Here is a 13,878-nt window from a genome sequence, read left to right on the forward strand (position 1 = left end):
CTCAATCTGTGCGCGGCCCGCGCTCCCGAATGTGGGCCACGGATGGCGCGCCCACCAGCGCCAAAGCGCGAACCAGCTCATCGGTGAGGATCTCGAAGACGCGCTCCACGCCAGCAGCCCCGCCGGCCATGAGTCCGTAGATGAACGGACGGCCGGCAAAAACGAAGTCGGCGCCCGCCTGCAGCGCCACGGCGACGTCCTGGCCGCTGCGGATGCCGGAGTCGAACCAGACGACGGGGTCCGCCCCGACCTCGCCCCGGATCCGGCGCAGCGCCTCCAGGGCAGCCGGCGCCCGCCCGGACTGGCGGCCACCGTGGTTGGAGACCCAGATGACGTCGACGCCCAGGTCGAGCGCGGCGCGCGCGTCCCGCGGGTCCAGGACGCCCTTGACTGCCAGGGGCCCGTCCCAGATCCGACGGATCCAGGCCAGGTCCTCGAAGGTGACCGCGGAGTCGAACATCTGGTGGCCCAGGTCCGACAACGCGGCACCCGTCGACCCGAAGCTGCACCGGTCGACACCACCGGAGCCGAGGAAGCTCCACAGCCACCCGGGGTGCCGGAGGATGCCGAACGCCGAGCGGGGGTTGATGGTCGGGGGCACGGTGAGTCCGTTGCGCACATCGGCGGGGCGGAAGCCCGGGACCGGGACGTCGACGGTCACCACCAGCCCCTCCGCCCCTGCCTCTCGCGCCTCCTCCATCAGCCCGCGGGCAGCGACCCGGTCGCGCCAGACGTAGAGCTGGAACCAGTGCGCCCGCCCTGTGCCCCGGGCGGCCACCTCGTCGTTGCTCCGGGTGCCCATCGAGGAAAGCACGAACGGCACCTGTCGCCGAGCGCACCCGTCCGCGAGCGCGTCCTCGGCGTGCGGGTGGGAGAGTGCCGGGAGGCCGGTGGGAGCGATCCCGAACGGCACCACCGTCGGGGTGCCGAGCAGGTCGGCGGAGAGGTCGACGGCACTCACGTCCACCAGGACCCGCGGGACCAGCTCCGCGGCCCGGAGCGACTCCTCGTTCCGACGCACGACCACACCGTCCTCTGCGCCGCCGTCGACGAACTCGAAGACGACGCGAGGCACCTTGCTGCGAGCCAGGAGCCTGACGTCCTCGATCGAGTGCGCGCGCTCGAGGGGCGTCGACCAGCCCCACGAGACCCACGACCGGATCTGCAGGATGCTCCTGACCACGTGCCGCAGGCTCAACTGCGACGGTCCTCGAACATCTTGCCCGGGTTCATCAGCCCATCCGGGTCGAACGTCCTCCTGACCAGCCGCATCAGCTCCACCACGTCCTCACCGTGCTCAGCGATCAGGTGGGGCCGCTTCGCGGTGCCGATCCCGTGCTCACCCGTGCACGTCCCGTCCAGGTCCAGGGCCAGCCGGGAGAGGGCGTCGCGGTAGAGCGCGAGGTCCTCGGCCTGGTCCTCGGTGTGGGCGACGCAGGTGTGCACATTGCCGTCGCCCACGTGGCCGAAGACCGCCGCGTCGAGCCGGTGCTCGGCCAGCAGCGACCGGGCGCCCTCGACCAGCTCGGGCACCCGCGACAAGGGCACCGCGGAGTCGGTGGAGGTGTAGGTCCGACCGGGGTACTGCGCGATCAGCGCGTACCAGATCTGGTGCCGGGACTTCCACAGCTGCTGGAGCTCCTCGGCAGTCGTGGCCACCTCGATGTCGAGGACTCCTGCCTCACCGAGCAGGTCGACCACGACCTCGACCTCCGCCGCGAGACCCGCACGGGTGCTGGAGTGGAGCTCGAGGAACAACGCCGGCCGCTCCGGGAGCCGCAGGTCCAGGTAGCGGCTCACGGCCCCGATCGCGAGCTCGTCGACCAGCTCGAGCCGAGCGAGCGGCACCCCCGACTGCATCACGTCGAAGGCGGCCCGGGTCGCCGCTTCGACGCCGGGGAAGAAGGCACGGATGCCCTGCACGCAGGCAGGCCGCGGGTGCACCCTCAGGGTGAGCTCGCTGATCACGCCGAGCGTGCCGCCCGAACCGACGACGAGGTCCTTGAGTGCATATCCGCTGCTCGTCTTGCGGACCGGACGCCCCAGGCGGAGTACCCGCCCGTCGACCAGGGCCAGCTCCAGGGAGAGGACGTTCGCGCGCATCCCGCCGTACTTGATGGTCGTGGTGCCCGAGGCGTTGGTGGAGGCCATGCCTCCCAACGTCGCGTCGGCGCCCGGGTCGACGGGGAAGAAGACACCCGCGGAGCGCAGGTGCGCGTCGAGTTGCATCCGGGTCACCCCCGGCTCCACGGTGACCGTCATGTCCTCGACGCTGTGGCTCAGCACCCGGTCCATCTGCGACACGTCGAGGGCCAGCTCGTCGCCGCGGGGGACCACCTGCCCGTCAGCACTGGTGCCTGCCCCCCAGGGGATCACCGGCGTGCCGGTCTCTCGCGCGTACCGAAGGGCCGCAAGGACGTCGTCCCTGCTCTCGGCGAAGACCACTCCGGCAGGGTGGACGATGCTGGAACTGTTCTCGTCCCGCCCATGGGCGTCCAGATCCGCCTGTTGACGACTGATCTCGAACGACAGTCCGGGATGGTTGACAGGCGCTGACATGACGGACCCCCGATTGCCCCACCCGCCCACAGATCAAGCAGCGGGATAACCGACCGTTCGGTTGTGGAACTCGATGGTCGCCAACCTCCGGCACCGTGTCAACAGGACCCGGCCACCGACTGTCGGCAGCGTCGTGGTCGCCGACCGGTCCCCGGCGTCAGGGCTTCTTGTGCCGGGGCTTCTTGCGCTCGGAGCTGTCGCCCCAGGTGTCGTTCGAGCTGCCGCTGTCGGCCCGCAGCTCGATGAGCTTGCCGGAGATGCGGGTGTCGGCCAGCGCCGCGAAGACCTGGGGGCCCAGTCCGGCCGGGAGCTCGACGAGCGAGAAGTCGGGCCGGATCGAGATCTTGCCGAAGTCGCCGCGCGAGAGGCCGCCCTCGTTGGCCAGGGCGCCGACGATCTGGCGGGGCTCGACCTTGTGCCGCTTGCCCACCGAGATCCGGTACGTCGCGAGGTCGACGTCGCCGCCGCGGCGGGGGGCGCGCTCGGCGCGGGCCTTGCCGGACCTCTCGTCGCGACCGCCACGCTCGGGACGCTCGGGGGCGCGACGAGCCTCGCGCTCGGCGCGGGCCCGGTCGGCGTCGGCGTCGAGCAGCAGCGGCGTCTCGCCCTGCGCCACGACGGCCAGCGCGGCAGCCACGTCGACCTCGGGCACGTCGTGCTCGCGCACGTAGTGGGCCACGATGTCGCGGAAGCGCTCGATGCGGTCGCGCTGCTCCAGCGCCTCGGTGATGGCGTCGTCGAAGCGGGTCAGGCGGGTGCTGTTGACGTCCTCGGCGCTGGGCAGCTGCATCTGGGTCAGCGGCTGGCGGGTCGCCTTCTCGATGTGCTTGAGCAGGTAGCGCTCGCGCGGGGTGATGAACGAGATCGCGTCACCGGTGCGCCCGGCCCGGCCGGTGCGACCGATGCGGTGCACGTAGGACTCGGTGTCGGTGGGGATGTCGTAGTTGACGACGTGGCTGATGCGCTCGACGTCGAGACCGCGGGCGGCCACGTCGGTGGCGACCAGGATGTCGAGCTTGCCGGCCTTGAGCTGGTTGACCGTGCGCTCGCGCTGGACCTGGGCGATGTCACCGTTGATCGCGGCGGCCGAGTAGCCCCGAGCCCGCAGCTTCTCGGCCAGGGTCTCGGTCTCGTTCTTGGTCCGGACGAACACGATCATGCCCTCGAAGTTCTCGACCTCGAGGATGCGGGTGAGCGCGTCGACCTTCTGCGGGTAGGACACGGTCAGGTAGCGCTGGGTGATGTTCGCGGCGGTGCGCGCGCTGCGCTTGACCGTGATCTCGGCGGGATCGCGGAGGTACTGCTTGGAGAGCCGACGGATCTGCGTGGGCATGGTGGCCGAGAACAGCGCCACCTGCTTGTCGTCGGGGGTCTCGGCCAGGATCGTCTCGACGTCCTCGGCGAAGCCCATGTTGAGCATCTCGTCGGCCTCGTCGAGCACCAGGAAGCGCAGCTTCGACAAGTCGAGGGTGCCCTTGTCGAGGTGGTCCATGATCCGACCCGGGGTGCCGACGACGATGTGCACGCCGCGGCGCAGCGCCGAGAGCTGCACGCCGTAGGCCTGGCCGCCGTAGACGGGCAGCACGTGCACGCCCTTCATCCGCGCGGCGTACTTCTCGAAGGCCTCGCACACCTGGAGCGCGAGCTCACGGGTGGGGGCCAGCACGAGCGCCTGCGGGCTCTTCTGCGACAGGTCCAGGTTGGAGAGGATCGGCAGCGCGAACGCGGCGGTCTTGCCGGTCCCGGTCTGCGCCAGGCCGACCACGTCGCGACCCTGCAGGAGGGTGGGGATGGTCTCGGCCTGGATGGCCGACGGGGTCTCGTAGCCCACGTCGGACAGGGCCTTCAGCACCTGCTCGGACAGACCGAGCTCGACGAACGTCGGCACCTGCTCCTCGACGGTCGGGGTCTCACTCTCGGGGGAAGTCACCTTGCAACGGTAGTCGCTCGGGGGGTCGCTCTTCCATTCGTGCTCGCGGTGGGCTCGGTCACCCCCTGCTGGGGAGGCTGTTCCGAGCCCACCGCTCGAGGTCACTCGACGGTCACCGACTTGGCCAGGTTGCGCGGCTTGTCGACGTCCAGGCCGAGGTGGTTCGCGGCGTGGAAGGCCAGCAGCTGCAGCGGGATCGTGAGCAGGATCGGGTCGAGCTCCTTCTCGTTGCGCGGCACGTCGATGCGCTGCGTGGTCGAGGAGTGCGCGAGGTCGCCGAGGTCGACTCCCTCGTGGGTCACGACGACCAACGGACCCTTGCGCGCGGCGATCTCGTGCAGCGCGGCGACGTTGCGGTCGACCAGCTCGTCGTCGGGCACCAGCGCGACCGTCGGCACCGCCTCGCTGATCAGCGCCAGCGGGCCGTGCTTGAGCTCGGAGGTCTGGTAGGCCTCGGCATGGCGGTAGGTGATCTCCTTGAACTTCTGCGCCCCCTCGCGGGCGACCGGGAAGCCGCGCACCCGGCCGATGAAGAACAGGCTGTCGGCCTCGGCCAGACGCTTGGCCACCACGGTCAGCTCCGCCTCGGTGTCCAGCACGGCCTGGATCTGCTCGGGCAGCTTGAGCAGACCCTCGATGAGGCGTCGCCCGTCGGAGATGGACAGGTCGCGCACCCGTCCCAGCTGCAGGGCCAGCAGCGAGAAGCCGAGGAACATGGTGGTCAGCGCCTTGGTGCTGGCCACCGCGACCTCCGGGCCGGCGTGCAGGTAGATGCCGCCGTCGCACTCGCGGGCGATGGCGCTGCCGACCACGTTGACCAGCCCGACCACCCGACCGCCCTTGCGACGGATCTCCTGGACGGCCAGCAGCGTGTCGATGGTCTCGCCGGACTGGCTCACCGCCACGTACAGGGTGTCGGGCTCGATGACCGGGTCGCGGTAGCGGAACTCGCTGGCCGCCTCGGCGTCGGCGGGGATGCGCGCCAGCTCCTCGATGAGCGAGGCACCCATCTGCCCGACGTAGTACGCCGAGCCGCAGCCCAGGATCTTGACCCGGCGGATCGCGCGGATCTCGCGGGCGTCCATGTTGAGCCCTCCGAGGTGGGAGGTGCCGAAGCGCTCGTTGAGCCGGCCGCGCAGCACCCGCTCGGCGGCCCGCGGCTGCTCGAGCATCTCGGCGAGCATGAAGGACTCGTGCTCGCCGATCTCGTACGCCGACGGGTCGACGTCGACGGGGGCGGCGTCGCGGTGGGTGCGGTGCAGCTGGGCGGTGTCGTGGCGGTAGGTGGTGAAGCCCTGGGCGGTCACGGTGGCCATCTCGCCGTCGTCGAGGTAGGCGACGGTCGTGGTGTAGCGCACCAGCGCGGCCAGGTCGCTGGCCACGTGCATCTCCTTGTCGCCCACGCCGATGATGAGCGGGCTGCCGTTGCGGGCCACCACGATCCGGTCGGGGAAGTCGGCGTGCACGACCGCGAGGCCGTAGGTGCCCTCGACGGCGGCGAGGGCGTCCGCGACGCGACCCTCCAGCGTGTCGGCGCCAGAGCGGGCGACGAGGTGGGCGAGCACCTCGGTGTCGGTGTCGGAGGCCAGCTCGATGCCGTCGTCGGTGAGCATCGCGCGCAGCGCGGAGGCGTTGTCGAGGATGCCGTTGTGGACCACGGCCACTCGACCGGCGGCGTCGGCGTGCGGGTGGGCGTTGGCGTCGGTGGCCGGGCCGTGGGTGGCCCAGCGGGTGTGGCCGATGCCGACCTTGCCGCCGAAGCGGGCGGGCACCTCCTCGGCGAGGTCACGCACCCGGCCCGAGCGCTTGGCCATCCGCAGCGCGCCCCCGGTGCCGAGGACGGCCATGCCGGCCGAGTCGTAGCCGCGGTGCTCGAGGCGCCCGAGGCCCTCGAGGAGCAGCGGGGCGGCCTGCTGGGTGCCGATGTAGCCGACGATTCCGCACATGGGTGGGGTCCTTGCCTATCCGTAGACGATCCGGCGCAGCTGGCGCTCGGAGAGGGTGGGTGGGGCCACCACGCGCTGCGCCAGCTCGGCGCCCACGCGGGTGAAGATCTCGGGGTTGCGCAGGCCGCGGGCCTGCAGCTGCCCGTGGCGGCGGCGTACGTAGTCCTCCACGCTCTCGCGCTGGAAGGCCGTCACGTCGCCGATGACCCGGCGCGCCTCGGCCTCGTCGAGGCCGGTGGTCGCCACCAGGTGCTGCACCAGCGGCGCCAGGAGATCGGGCTCGTTCGCCCGGCGGCCCGCTGCTGTCACCTGCGCAATCTGACGGGAAGCGCCGGACATGCGCAAGTCCCTGCCCGGAATCGGGCAGAAAGGCGTCACTCGCTCGACTCCAGCACCTTCCGTGCGACGCACCTGCGTTCTTCTGGTACCTTGGTGAACAGAAGATGAACAGGAGGTGTCCGATGTCGGACGCACAGATGACCGGTCGTCCCACGCTGACCTGGGCCCTCGTGGCCGACGCCGACGGTGGCACGCACCTGGAGTCGCACTGGACGATCCCGCAGACCGCGCTCGCGGCCGCCTCGCCGGCCGCCCACGCCGCCTGACGCGCCCCGCGCTCTACCCAGCACCCAGCACCCAGCACCCAGGAGCCGCGTCCCCGAGCCGGGGGCGCGGCTCCTGCGCGTCCCCCCGCTCCTGCACGAGAGATCCATGCCCTGCGGAATAGATCCGGGCACCCCCCGCTTGAGATGGTTGAATCTTCACCCACTATCTCCCAGGAGCTTCCTCATGGCCTTCTTCCGCAAGACCACCGCCCCCGCCGCCCGCACCGCCGTCCAGGCGACCCCCGCGACGACCGCGACGACCGCGACGACCGCGACGACCGCGACCGCCACGTTCGACGCTCCCACCGCGGCGCTCGACGACATCTCCGGCGACTACACGATCGACGCGAGCCACAGCCGCCTCGGCTTCAGCGCCCGGCACGCGATGGTCACCACCGTCCGCGGCCAGTTCTCCGAGTGGTCCGGCACCGCCCACGTCGACACCGCGAACCCGGCGGCCTCCTCGGTCCGCCTGAGCATCGCGACCGCCTCGATCGACACCGGCAGCGCGGACCGGGACGGCCACCTGGTCTCGGCCGACTTCTTCGACGCCGTGGAGAACCCGGAGATCACTTTCGTGTCCACCGACGTGAGCCGCGACGGGTCGGACTGGACCATCACCGGCGACCTCAGCATCAAGGGCGTCGCCCGCCCGGTCACCCTCGAGTTCGAGTCGACCGGCTCGGCGAAGGACCCGTTCGGCAACCTGCGCATCGGCTTCGAGGGCGGCACCACCATCAACCGCAAGGACTGGGGCCTGATCTGGAACGCGGCGCTCGAGACCGGCGGTGTGCTCGTCTCCGAGAAGATCAAGCTCGACTTCGACGTCTCGGCGATCCGCGACGCCTGAGCCCACTCCTCGCCGCCGGCCCCGGGACAAACCGGGTGCCGGCGGCGGTGTCCTTGGGTCATCATCGACTCATGAGCACGAGCGCCTGCGTCCCGTCGCTGCCCGACGGGCTGACCACCCGGCCCCTGCGGCTCGCCGACGCACCGTCCGTCACGGAGGTGATCCGGGCCGAGGAGCTCGTCGACCTCGGCGCCGCCGAGATGAGCGTCGAGGAGGTCCGCGAGGACTGGTGCCGCCCCAGCTACGACCTCAGCACCAGCACCCGGGCCGTCCTCGACCCGGCGGCCGGCGACCGGCTGGTCGCGTACGTCGACCACACGGGGGACGACGTCGCCTACGCCGGCGTGCACCCGGCGTACCAGGGCCGCGGCATCGGGACCTGGCTGGCCGCCTGGGTCCAGCAGCGGGCCCGCGAGGCCGGGGCGACCCGGATCGGCAGCCAGGTGCCGCAGGGCAGCGCCGCCGACAGGTTCATGCAGGCGCAGGGCTATCGGTTGCGCTGGACCGCCTGGGACCTGGAGCTGCCCGCCGGGACGACGATGCCGGCGGCGCCCCTGGCGCCCGGGCACACCCTGCGCGACGCCGAGCCCGCCGACCACGAGCCCGCCTGGACCCTGCTCGAGGACTGCTTCCTCGAGTGGGCCGAGCGCCCGCGGCAGCCGTTCGACGACTTCGGCGCCCGGATCTGGGACCGCGAGGGCTACGCGCCGTGGCAGCTGCGCCTGGTGCACGACGAGTCCGGGGCCCTGGTCGGCGCCACGCACGTGCACCTGTCCGGTGGGGGCGGCTACGTCGCCAAGATCGGTGTGCGGCGCGACCGTCGCGGCCGCGGGCTGGCCGCCGCGATGCTCACCGACGCCTTCGCCCTGGCCCGCGCGCACGGCGCCCGGCGCTGCTACCTGTCCACCGACTCGCGCACCGGCGCGCTGGGGCTCTACGAGCACGTGGGCATGGTGGTGTCCTCGACGTGGGTCCACCGCGCCGTCGACCTCTGAGCCAGGGTGCCGGCGACCGCACGGTCTGCGAAGGTGGGTCCGTGCCGAGCACCACGAGCCCGGACCTGCGCGGAGCGGGTCTCCAGCGCTCCCTGGTCGCGCTCATCCAGGTGCTCGGGCTCGCCGTGTGGTTCTCCGCCACCGCGATCGCGCCCACCCTGCGCCGCGAGTGGGGACTCGGCGACACCTCGGTGGTGTGGCTGACCGGGGCGGTGCAGGTCGGCTTCGTCGTCGGCGCGCTGACCTCGAGCGTGCTCAACCTGCCGGACCGGATGCCCCCGCAGCGCCTGGTGGCGCTGTGCGCGCTCGGGGCCGCAGCCTCCACGGCGCTCCTCGCGGTGGCCGCCGACCGCCTGGGCGCTGCCCTGCCGCTGCGCTTCCTGACCGGCGTCTTCCTGGCCGGGATCTACCCGGTCGGGATGAAGCTGATGGCGTCGTGGTCGCTGCCCGTCGACCGTGGCCGCGCCTTCGGGGTGCTCATCGGCGCCCTGACCCTGGGCTCGGCCCTGCCGCACCTGATCAGCGCCGCGGGCCCGCTGCCCTGGCGCGCGGTGATGCTCACCGCCTCGGCCCTGACCCTGGTCGCCGGCGTGGTCGCGTGGACCGTGCTGCGCCCGGGTCCGTTGCTGGCGCCCGGTCAGCGCCCGCGGGCCCGGCACGCCCTCGCGGGACTGCGCGAGCCGGCACCCCGCCTGGCCAACCTGGGCTACTTCGGGCACATGTGGGAGCTCTACGCGCTGTGGACCTGGCTGCCGGCGTTCCTGGTGCGCCAGCCGGCGTGGGAGCTGTCGGGCGCCGGGGTGAGCGCGGTGACGTTCGGCACCGTCGGCGCCGCCGGACTCGTGGGCAGCCTCCTGGGCGGCTGGGCGGCCGACCGCTACGGCCGCTCGCGCGCCGCTGTGGCCGCGATGGCCACCAGTGCCGCCTGCTGTCTGCTGGCGCCGCTGCTCTGGTCGGCGGGCCCGGTGCTCCTCGTGGTGTTCCTGCTGGTGTGGGGCGCCTCGGTGATCGCCGACTCGGGCGTCTTCTCGACCGCGCTGAGCGAGACCGCCGACCAGCGCTACGTCGGGACCGCGCTGAGCGTGCAGACCGCGGTGGGCTTCACGTTGTCGGTGGTGACCATCCAGCTGCTGCCGCTGCTCGCCGACGAGATCGGGTGGCGCTGGGCGTTCTGGCTGCTGGCGCCCGGTCCCGCACTGGGCGCGCTCGCGATGCTGCGCCTGGGCCGGATCACGGCACCTCGACCGTCGTGACCACCGAGGTCACCGACGGGCGTCGCGGGGTCGAGGAGAACCCGAAGTCGGGGGCCGGGTGCACCGGCGCCAGGGCACCGAGGTCGCGGCCCTCGAGCCGGCCGCGGACCGCGGTCACGGCGTGGTGGTCGGTGGCGCCGTACCACTCGCGGCGCCCGTGGCCGGCCGACCCCCGGGTGCGCACGCCCCGCATCACGACCCGGGCGACCGGGTCGATCGCGGCGCAGAAGGCCGGCGCGGTGGCCACCGGGTCGGGCACCAGGCCCAGCAGCCGGCCCAGCGGCGTACGCCCGCCGACGTCGAGGTCGAGCTCGAGGGAGTCGGCGCGCACCGACCACGCGGTCGGCGGCCCGGTGGTCGCGAACTCCTCCACCCGCACCTCGTCGAAGGTGTAGGTGCGCGCGATGAAGTCGGCGACCCGCTGGGTCGGGGCCAGCAACAGGCGGTGGCCCGAGGGCAGCGCCACCATCGCGTCGGAGAACGGCCCCCACGGGGTGCGGTCCCAGCGCCCGACGACGACCCGCACCCCCGAGGTGCTGCCGACGCCGGCGATCCGGCCGTGGAAGCGCTGACGCATGCCGCGAGCCTAGGCGGCGCCACCACCCCCAGCGGTGGGCTGGCAACCGGAACCGGGGCCAAGGTGGTTGCTGGCTCACCGCTGCCGACCGCGCCGGTGCCCAGCGGTGAGCTGGCAACCTGGGTCGGTCCGACAACGGTTGCTGGCTCACCGCTCCCGGGCCCGGCACCCCAGGAAGCGCTCAGGCGTGGCCCAACCGCTCGAACGCGCGGGTGGCGGCGTCGACGATGTCGTCGGGGCCGGCGGTGATCGAGCCGTCGAGCCAGGCGCCGACCAGCTTCTCCAGGCCCCCGATGAACATCAGCCCGGCGAGCTCGCCGTCGCGGCCCTGGAGCGCGTCGGAGCCGTAGAGCGCGGCCGCCTCGGAGGCGGCGTACGCACCGAAGCCGCGCAGCATCGCGTTGCGCGGCGCGGCGAGGGTCGGGCGCGAGGCGCCCAGCAGGATCGCCACCCGGCCCTTGCGCGGGTCGTCGGTGATGACGGCGACGAAGGCGGCCACGGCGGCCCGCACCCGCTCGGCGGGCCCGCCCTCGGTGTCGTTGATCGCGGCGTCGACGACGGTGCGGATCTCCTCGGTGATGCCGGCCAGCACGGCCAGCAGCGCCTCGTCGAGGTTGGCGAACTGCTCGTAGAAGTAGCGCTCGGTCAGCCCGGCCTCGGCGCAGATGCGGGTCATCGTGACGGGCGGTCCGTCGGTGCGGCCCCAGACCTCGAGGGCAGCGGCGACGAGCTGCTCCCGGCGCGCGGCGATGCGCTCCTGGGCGCTCTGCCCGCGGTAGCGCCCTGCTTTGACAGCCATGAGCGCATGGTGCCACGAGCGCCCCGACGCGCTCCGCCTCCCTCCAGGGTGTCCCCACCCCGGTATTGACAGGACGTCCTGTCTGAATGACGCTGCACCCATGGCTGATCAGATGGCTGCCTCTCCCCCCGTCCGCGAGCTGCCCCCGCTGACCCGACGCGCGCGGGGTCTCCCGGTGGTCGGGCGCACCCTCGACTACGTCCGCGACCCCCAGGCCCTCTTCGAGCGGCAGTGGAGCGAGCACGGTCCGGTCTCCCCGCTGCCGCTGCTCGGGCACCCGTGGGTGCTGCTCCTGGGCCCCGACGCCTGCGGCGCGGCCCTGACCAACGGAGACAAGGCGTTCGCCAACGCACCCGCCTGGACATACCTCGTCGGGCCCTTCTTCCGGCGCGGGCTGATGCTGCTCGACTTCGAGGAGCACAGGCTGCACCGCCGGATCCTCCAGCAGGCCTTCACCCGCGACCGGCTGGAGGGCTACAGCCGCAGCCTGCAGCCGGCGGCCCGCGCCGGCGTCGCCGCCTGGACGCCCGACCCCGCCTTCCGCGCCCACCCGGCCCTGAAGGCGCTGACCCTCGACCTCGCCGCCCAGATCTTCATGGGCGGCGCCGAGCTCACCTCGCCCGAGGAGATGGACCGGGTCAACCGGGCGTTCATCGACTGCGTGCAGGCCGCCTCAGCACTGGTGCGCCGACCGGTCCCGGGCACCCGCTGGTGGCGCGCCACCCGCGGCCGGCGCCGGCTCGAGGAGTTCCTGCACGGCTACCTGCCCGCACGCCGCGCCGCGCCGGGCGACGACCTGCTCTCCCAGCTGTGCCTGCTCGAGGACGACGACGGGCAGCGGTTCGGCGACCAGGCCGTCGTGGACCACATGATCTTCCTGATGATGGCCGCCCACGACACCTCCACCAGCACGCTGACGACCATGACGGAGATGCTGGGCAAGCACCCCGAGTGGCAGGAGCGCTGCCGCGCCGAGTCGCTGGCCCTGGGTCCCGACCCCACGCTCGCCGAGCTCGAGGGCCTGACCTCGCTCGACCTGGTGATGCGCGAGTGCCTGCGGTTGCGCGCCCCCGTGCCACTCGTCGTACGCCGCACCGTGAAGGACACCGAGGTGCTCGGCACCCGCATCCCCGCCGGCCGCTTCGTGGCCGTGGCCCCCGGCTTCAGCCACCTGATGGCCGAGCACTGGAGCGACCCCGAGCGGTTCGACCCGGAGCGCTTCGGGCCGGAGCGCCGCGAGGACCGCTCGCACCGGCACGCGTGGATGCCCTTCGGCGCCGGCGTGCACAAGTGCCTGGGCATGGCCTTCGCCGGCATCGAGGTCACCACCGTGATGCACCACCTCCTGCGCCGGTGCACCTGGGACGTCGACCCCGGCTACCGCCCACCGCTGGACCACCGGTCCCTGCCCTTCCCCACCGACGGCCAGCCGCTCGACCTCCGCCCCCTCGACCCCCGCTCCCTCGACAGCCAGGAGAACCCATGAACCGCACCCGCACCGACCGCCAGCGCGACCTGCGCGGCAAGGTCGTCGTCATCACCGGCGGCGGCCGGGGCATCGGCCTCGCCACGGCCGGACGCTTCGCGGACGCGGGCGCCCGGGTGGTCGTCGGGGACCTCGACGCGGACGTGGCGGCTCGGGCGGCCCGCGCCGTCGGAGGGACCCACCGCGCCCACGGCCACGCCCTCGACGTCACCGACCGCGCCTCCTTCGCCGCGTTCCTCGAGCGTGCCGGGGAGCACGGTCCCGTGGAGGTGCTGGTGAACAACGCCGGCATCATGCCGCTGGGCCCGCTGGGCGAGCAGAGCGAGGAGTCGATCGACCGCGTGCTCGACGTCAACCTGCGCGCGGTCATCACCGGCACCCGGCTGGTGCTGCCGTCGATGGCGGCGCACGGGCGCGGCCACGTCATCAACGTCGCCTCGGCCGTCGGCCGGGTGGGGATGGCCGGTGGCGCGGTCTACTCCGCCTCGAAGTTCGGGGTGGTCGGCTTCTCCGAGGCCATGGTCGGCGAGCTGGCGCCCCTGGGCATCGACGTCTCCTGCGTCCTGCCCACCGTGGTGGCCACCGAGCTCGGTGCCGGGGTGTCGCCCGCGCGCGGCATGAGGCCCTGCACGCCCGAGCAGGTGGGCGAGGCGATCCTCGGTGTCGCCCGCGAGCCCCGCTTCGAGACCTGGGTGCCCGGCTACGCCAAGGCGATCTTCCACACCAGCAACGCCCTGCCGCGCCGCGCCCGCGACCTGCTCAGCCACCTGATGCACGCCGACTCCAGCCTCACCGACGTCGACACCCGCGCCCGGGCCGCCTACGAGGACCGCGCCGCCCGGTGACCCGGCGCAGATGTCGCGCCGAGTCGGCGCAAA

Annotated in this window: 13 protein-coding genes; 6 read left to right on the forward strand and 7 right to left on the reverse strand. The window is 72.8% G+C overall.

All coding sequences use genetic code 11. The features are described 5' to 3' along the window. Nucleotide 1: 1 nt before the first annotated feature. From I601_RS05920 to I601_RS05940, 5 genes are all read right to left on the reverse strand, one after another. The gene (locus tag I601_RS05920; RefSeq protein ID WP_169834667.1) at nucleotides 2-1,183 is read right to left on the reverse strand and encodes an alpha-hydroxy acid oxidase; all 1,182 of its coding nucleotides are present in this window, start codon (nucleotides 1,181-1,183) and stop codon (nucleotides 2-4) included. Between the two features lie 11 nt (nucleotides 1,184-1,194). Beyond that, entirely contained in the window at nucleotides 1,195-2,559 is a 1,365-nt protein-coding gene (locus I601_RS05925; protein WP_068107368.1) for an FAD-binding oxidoreductase, read from the reverse strand. 157 nt (nucleotides 2,560-2,716) lie between these two features. After that, nucleotides 2,717-4,489, reverse strand: a complete 1,773-nt coding sequence (locus I601_RS05930) for a DEAD/DEAH box helicase (RefSeq protein WP_068107370.1) — start codon at nucleotides 4,487-4,489, stop codon at nucleotides 2,717-2,719. Nucleotides 4,490-4,590: 101 nt separating this feature from the next. Then, the gene (gene glmS, locus I601_RS05935; protein WP_068107372.1) at nucleotides 4,591-6,435 is read right to left on the reverse strand and encodes a glutamine--fructose-6-phosphate transaminase (isomerizing); all 1,845 of its coding nucleotides are present in this window, start codon (nucleotides 6,433-6,435) and stop codon (nucleotides 4,591-4,593) included. 15 nt (nucleotides 6,436-6,450) lie between these two features. After that, a complete protein-coding gene (locus tag I601_RS05940; protein ID WP_218917756.1) occupies nucleotides 6,451-6,744 on the reverse strand; it encodes a hypothetical protein in 294 nt (97 codons plus the stop codon). Nucleotides 6,745-6,896: 152 nt separating this feature from the next. Between I601_RS05940 and I601_RS21105 the strand changes: the two genes are divergently transcribed. From I601_RS21105 to I601_RS05955, 4 genes are all read left to right on the forward strand, one after another. Continuing rightward, nucleotides 6,897-7,040: a hypothetical protein gene (locus I601_RS21105; RefSeq protein ID WP_157519923.1), complete on the forward strand. Its 144-nt coding sequence runs from the start codon at nucleotides 6,897-6,899 to the stop codon at nucleotides 7,038-7,040. Nucleotides 7,041-7,224: 184 nt separating this feature from the next. After that, nucleotides 7,225-7,890: a YceI family protein gene (locus I601_RS05945; RefSeq protein WP_084527230.1), complete on the forward strand. Its 666-nt coding sequence runs from the start codon at nucleotides 7,225-7,227 to the stop codon at nucleotides 7,888-7,890. A gap of 71 nt (nucleotides 7,891-7,961) precedes the next feature. Beyond that, the gene (locus I601_RS05950) at nucleotides 7,962-8,885 is read left to right on the forward strand and encodes a GNAT family N-acetyltransferase (protein WP_068107374.1); all 924 of its coding nucleotides are present in this window, start codon (nucleotides 7,962-7,964) and stop codon (nucleotides 8,883-8,885) included. A gap of 41 nt (nucleotides 8,886-8,926) precedes the next feature. Next, nucleotides 8,927-10,138, forward strand: coding sequence for an MFS transporter (locus tag I601_RS05955; protein ID WP_218917757.1), 1,212 nt, complete (start codon nucleotides 8,927-8,929; stop codon nucleotides 10,136-10,138). Here the strand turns inward: I601_RS05955 and I601_RS05960 are convergent. Continuing rightward, nucleotides 10,116-10,715, reverse strand: coding sequence for a hypothetical protein (locus tag I601_RS05960; protein ID WP_068107375.1), 600 nt, complete (start codon nucleotides 10,713-10,715; stop codon nucleotides 10,116-10,118). The two genes, I601_RS05955 and I601_RS05960, sit on opposite strands and share 23 nt — an antisense overlap. Before the next feature lie 181 nt (nucleotides 10,716-10,896). Next, nucleotides 10,897-11,514: a TetR/AcrR family transcriptional regulator gene (locus I601_RS05965; protein WP_068107377.1), complete on the reverse strand. Its 618-nt coding sequence runs from the start codon at nucleotides 11,512-11,514 to the stop codon at nucleotides 10,897-10,899. A gap of 100 nt (nucleotides 11,515-11,614) precedes the next feature. On the opposite strand from I601_RS05965, the gene I601_RS05970 reads away from it, so the two are divergent. Further along, nucleotides 11,615-13,000 (forward strand): cytochrome P450, encoded by a 1,386-nt coding sequence (locus I601_RS05970; protein WP_068107379.1) that lies wholly within the window; start codon nucleotides 11,615-11,617, stop codon nucleotides 12,998-13,000. Beyond that, on the forward strand, nucleotides 12,997-13,845 hold the full coding sequence (locus I601_RS05975; protein WP_068107380.1) for an SDR family oxidoreductase: 849 nt from the start codon (nucleotides 12,997-12,999) through the stop codon (nucleotides 13,843-13,845). Before I601_RS05970 ends, I601_RS05975 begins: the two co-directional genes overlap by 4 nt. Nucleotides 13,846-13,878: the final 33 nt, after the last annotated feature.

The organism is Nocardioides dokdonensis FR1436, assembly GCF_001653335.1.
GTDB lineage: Bacteria > Actinomycetota > Actinomycetes > Propionibacteriales > Nocardioidaceae > Nocardioides > Nocardioides dokdonensis.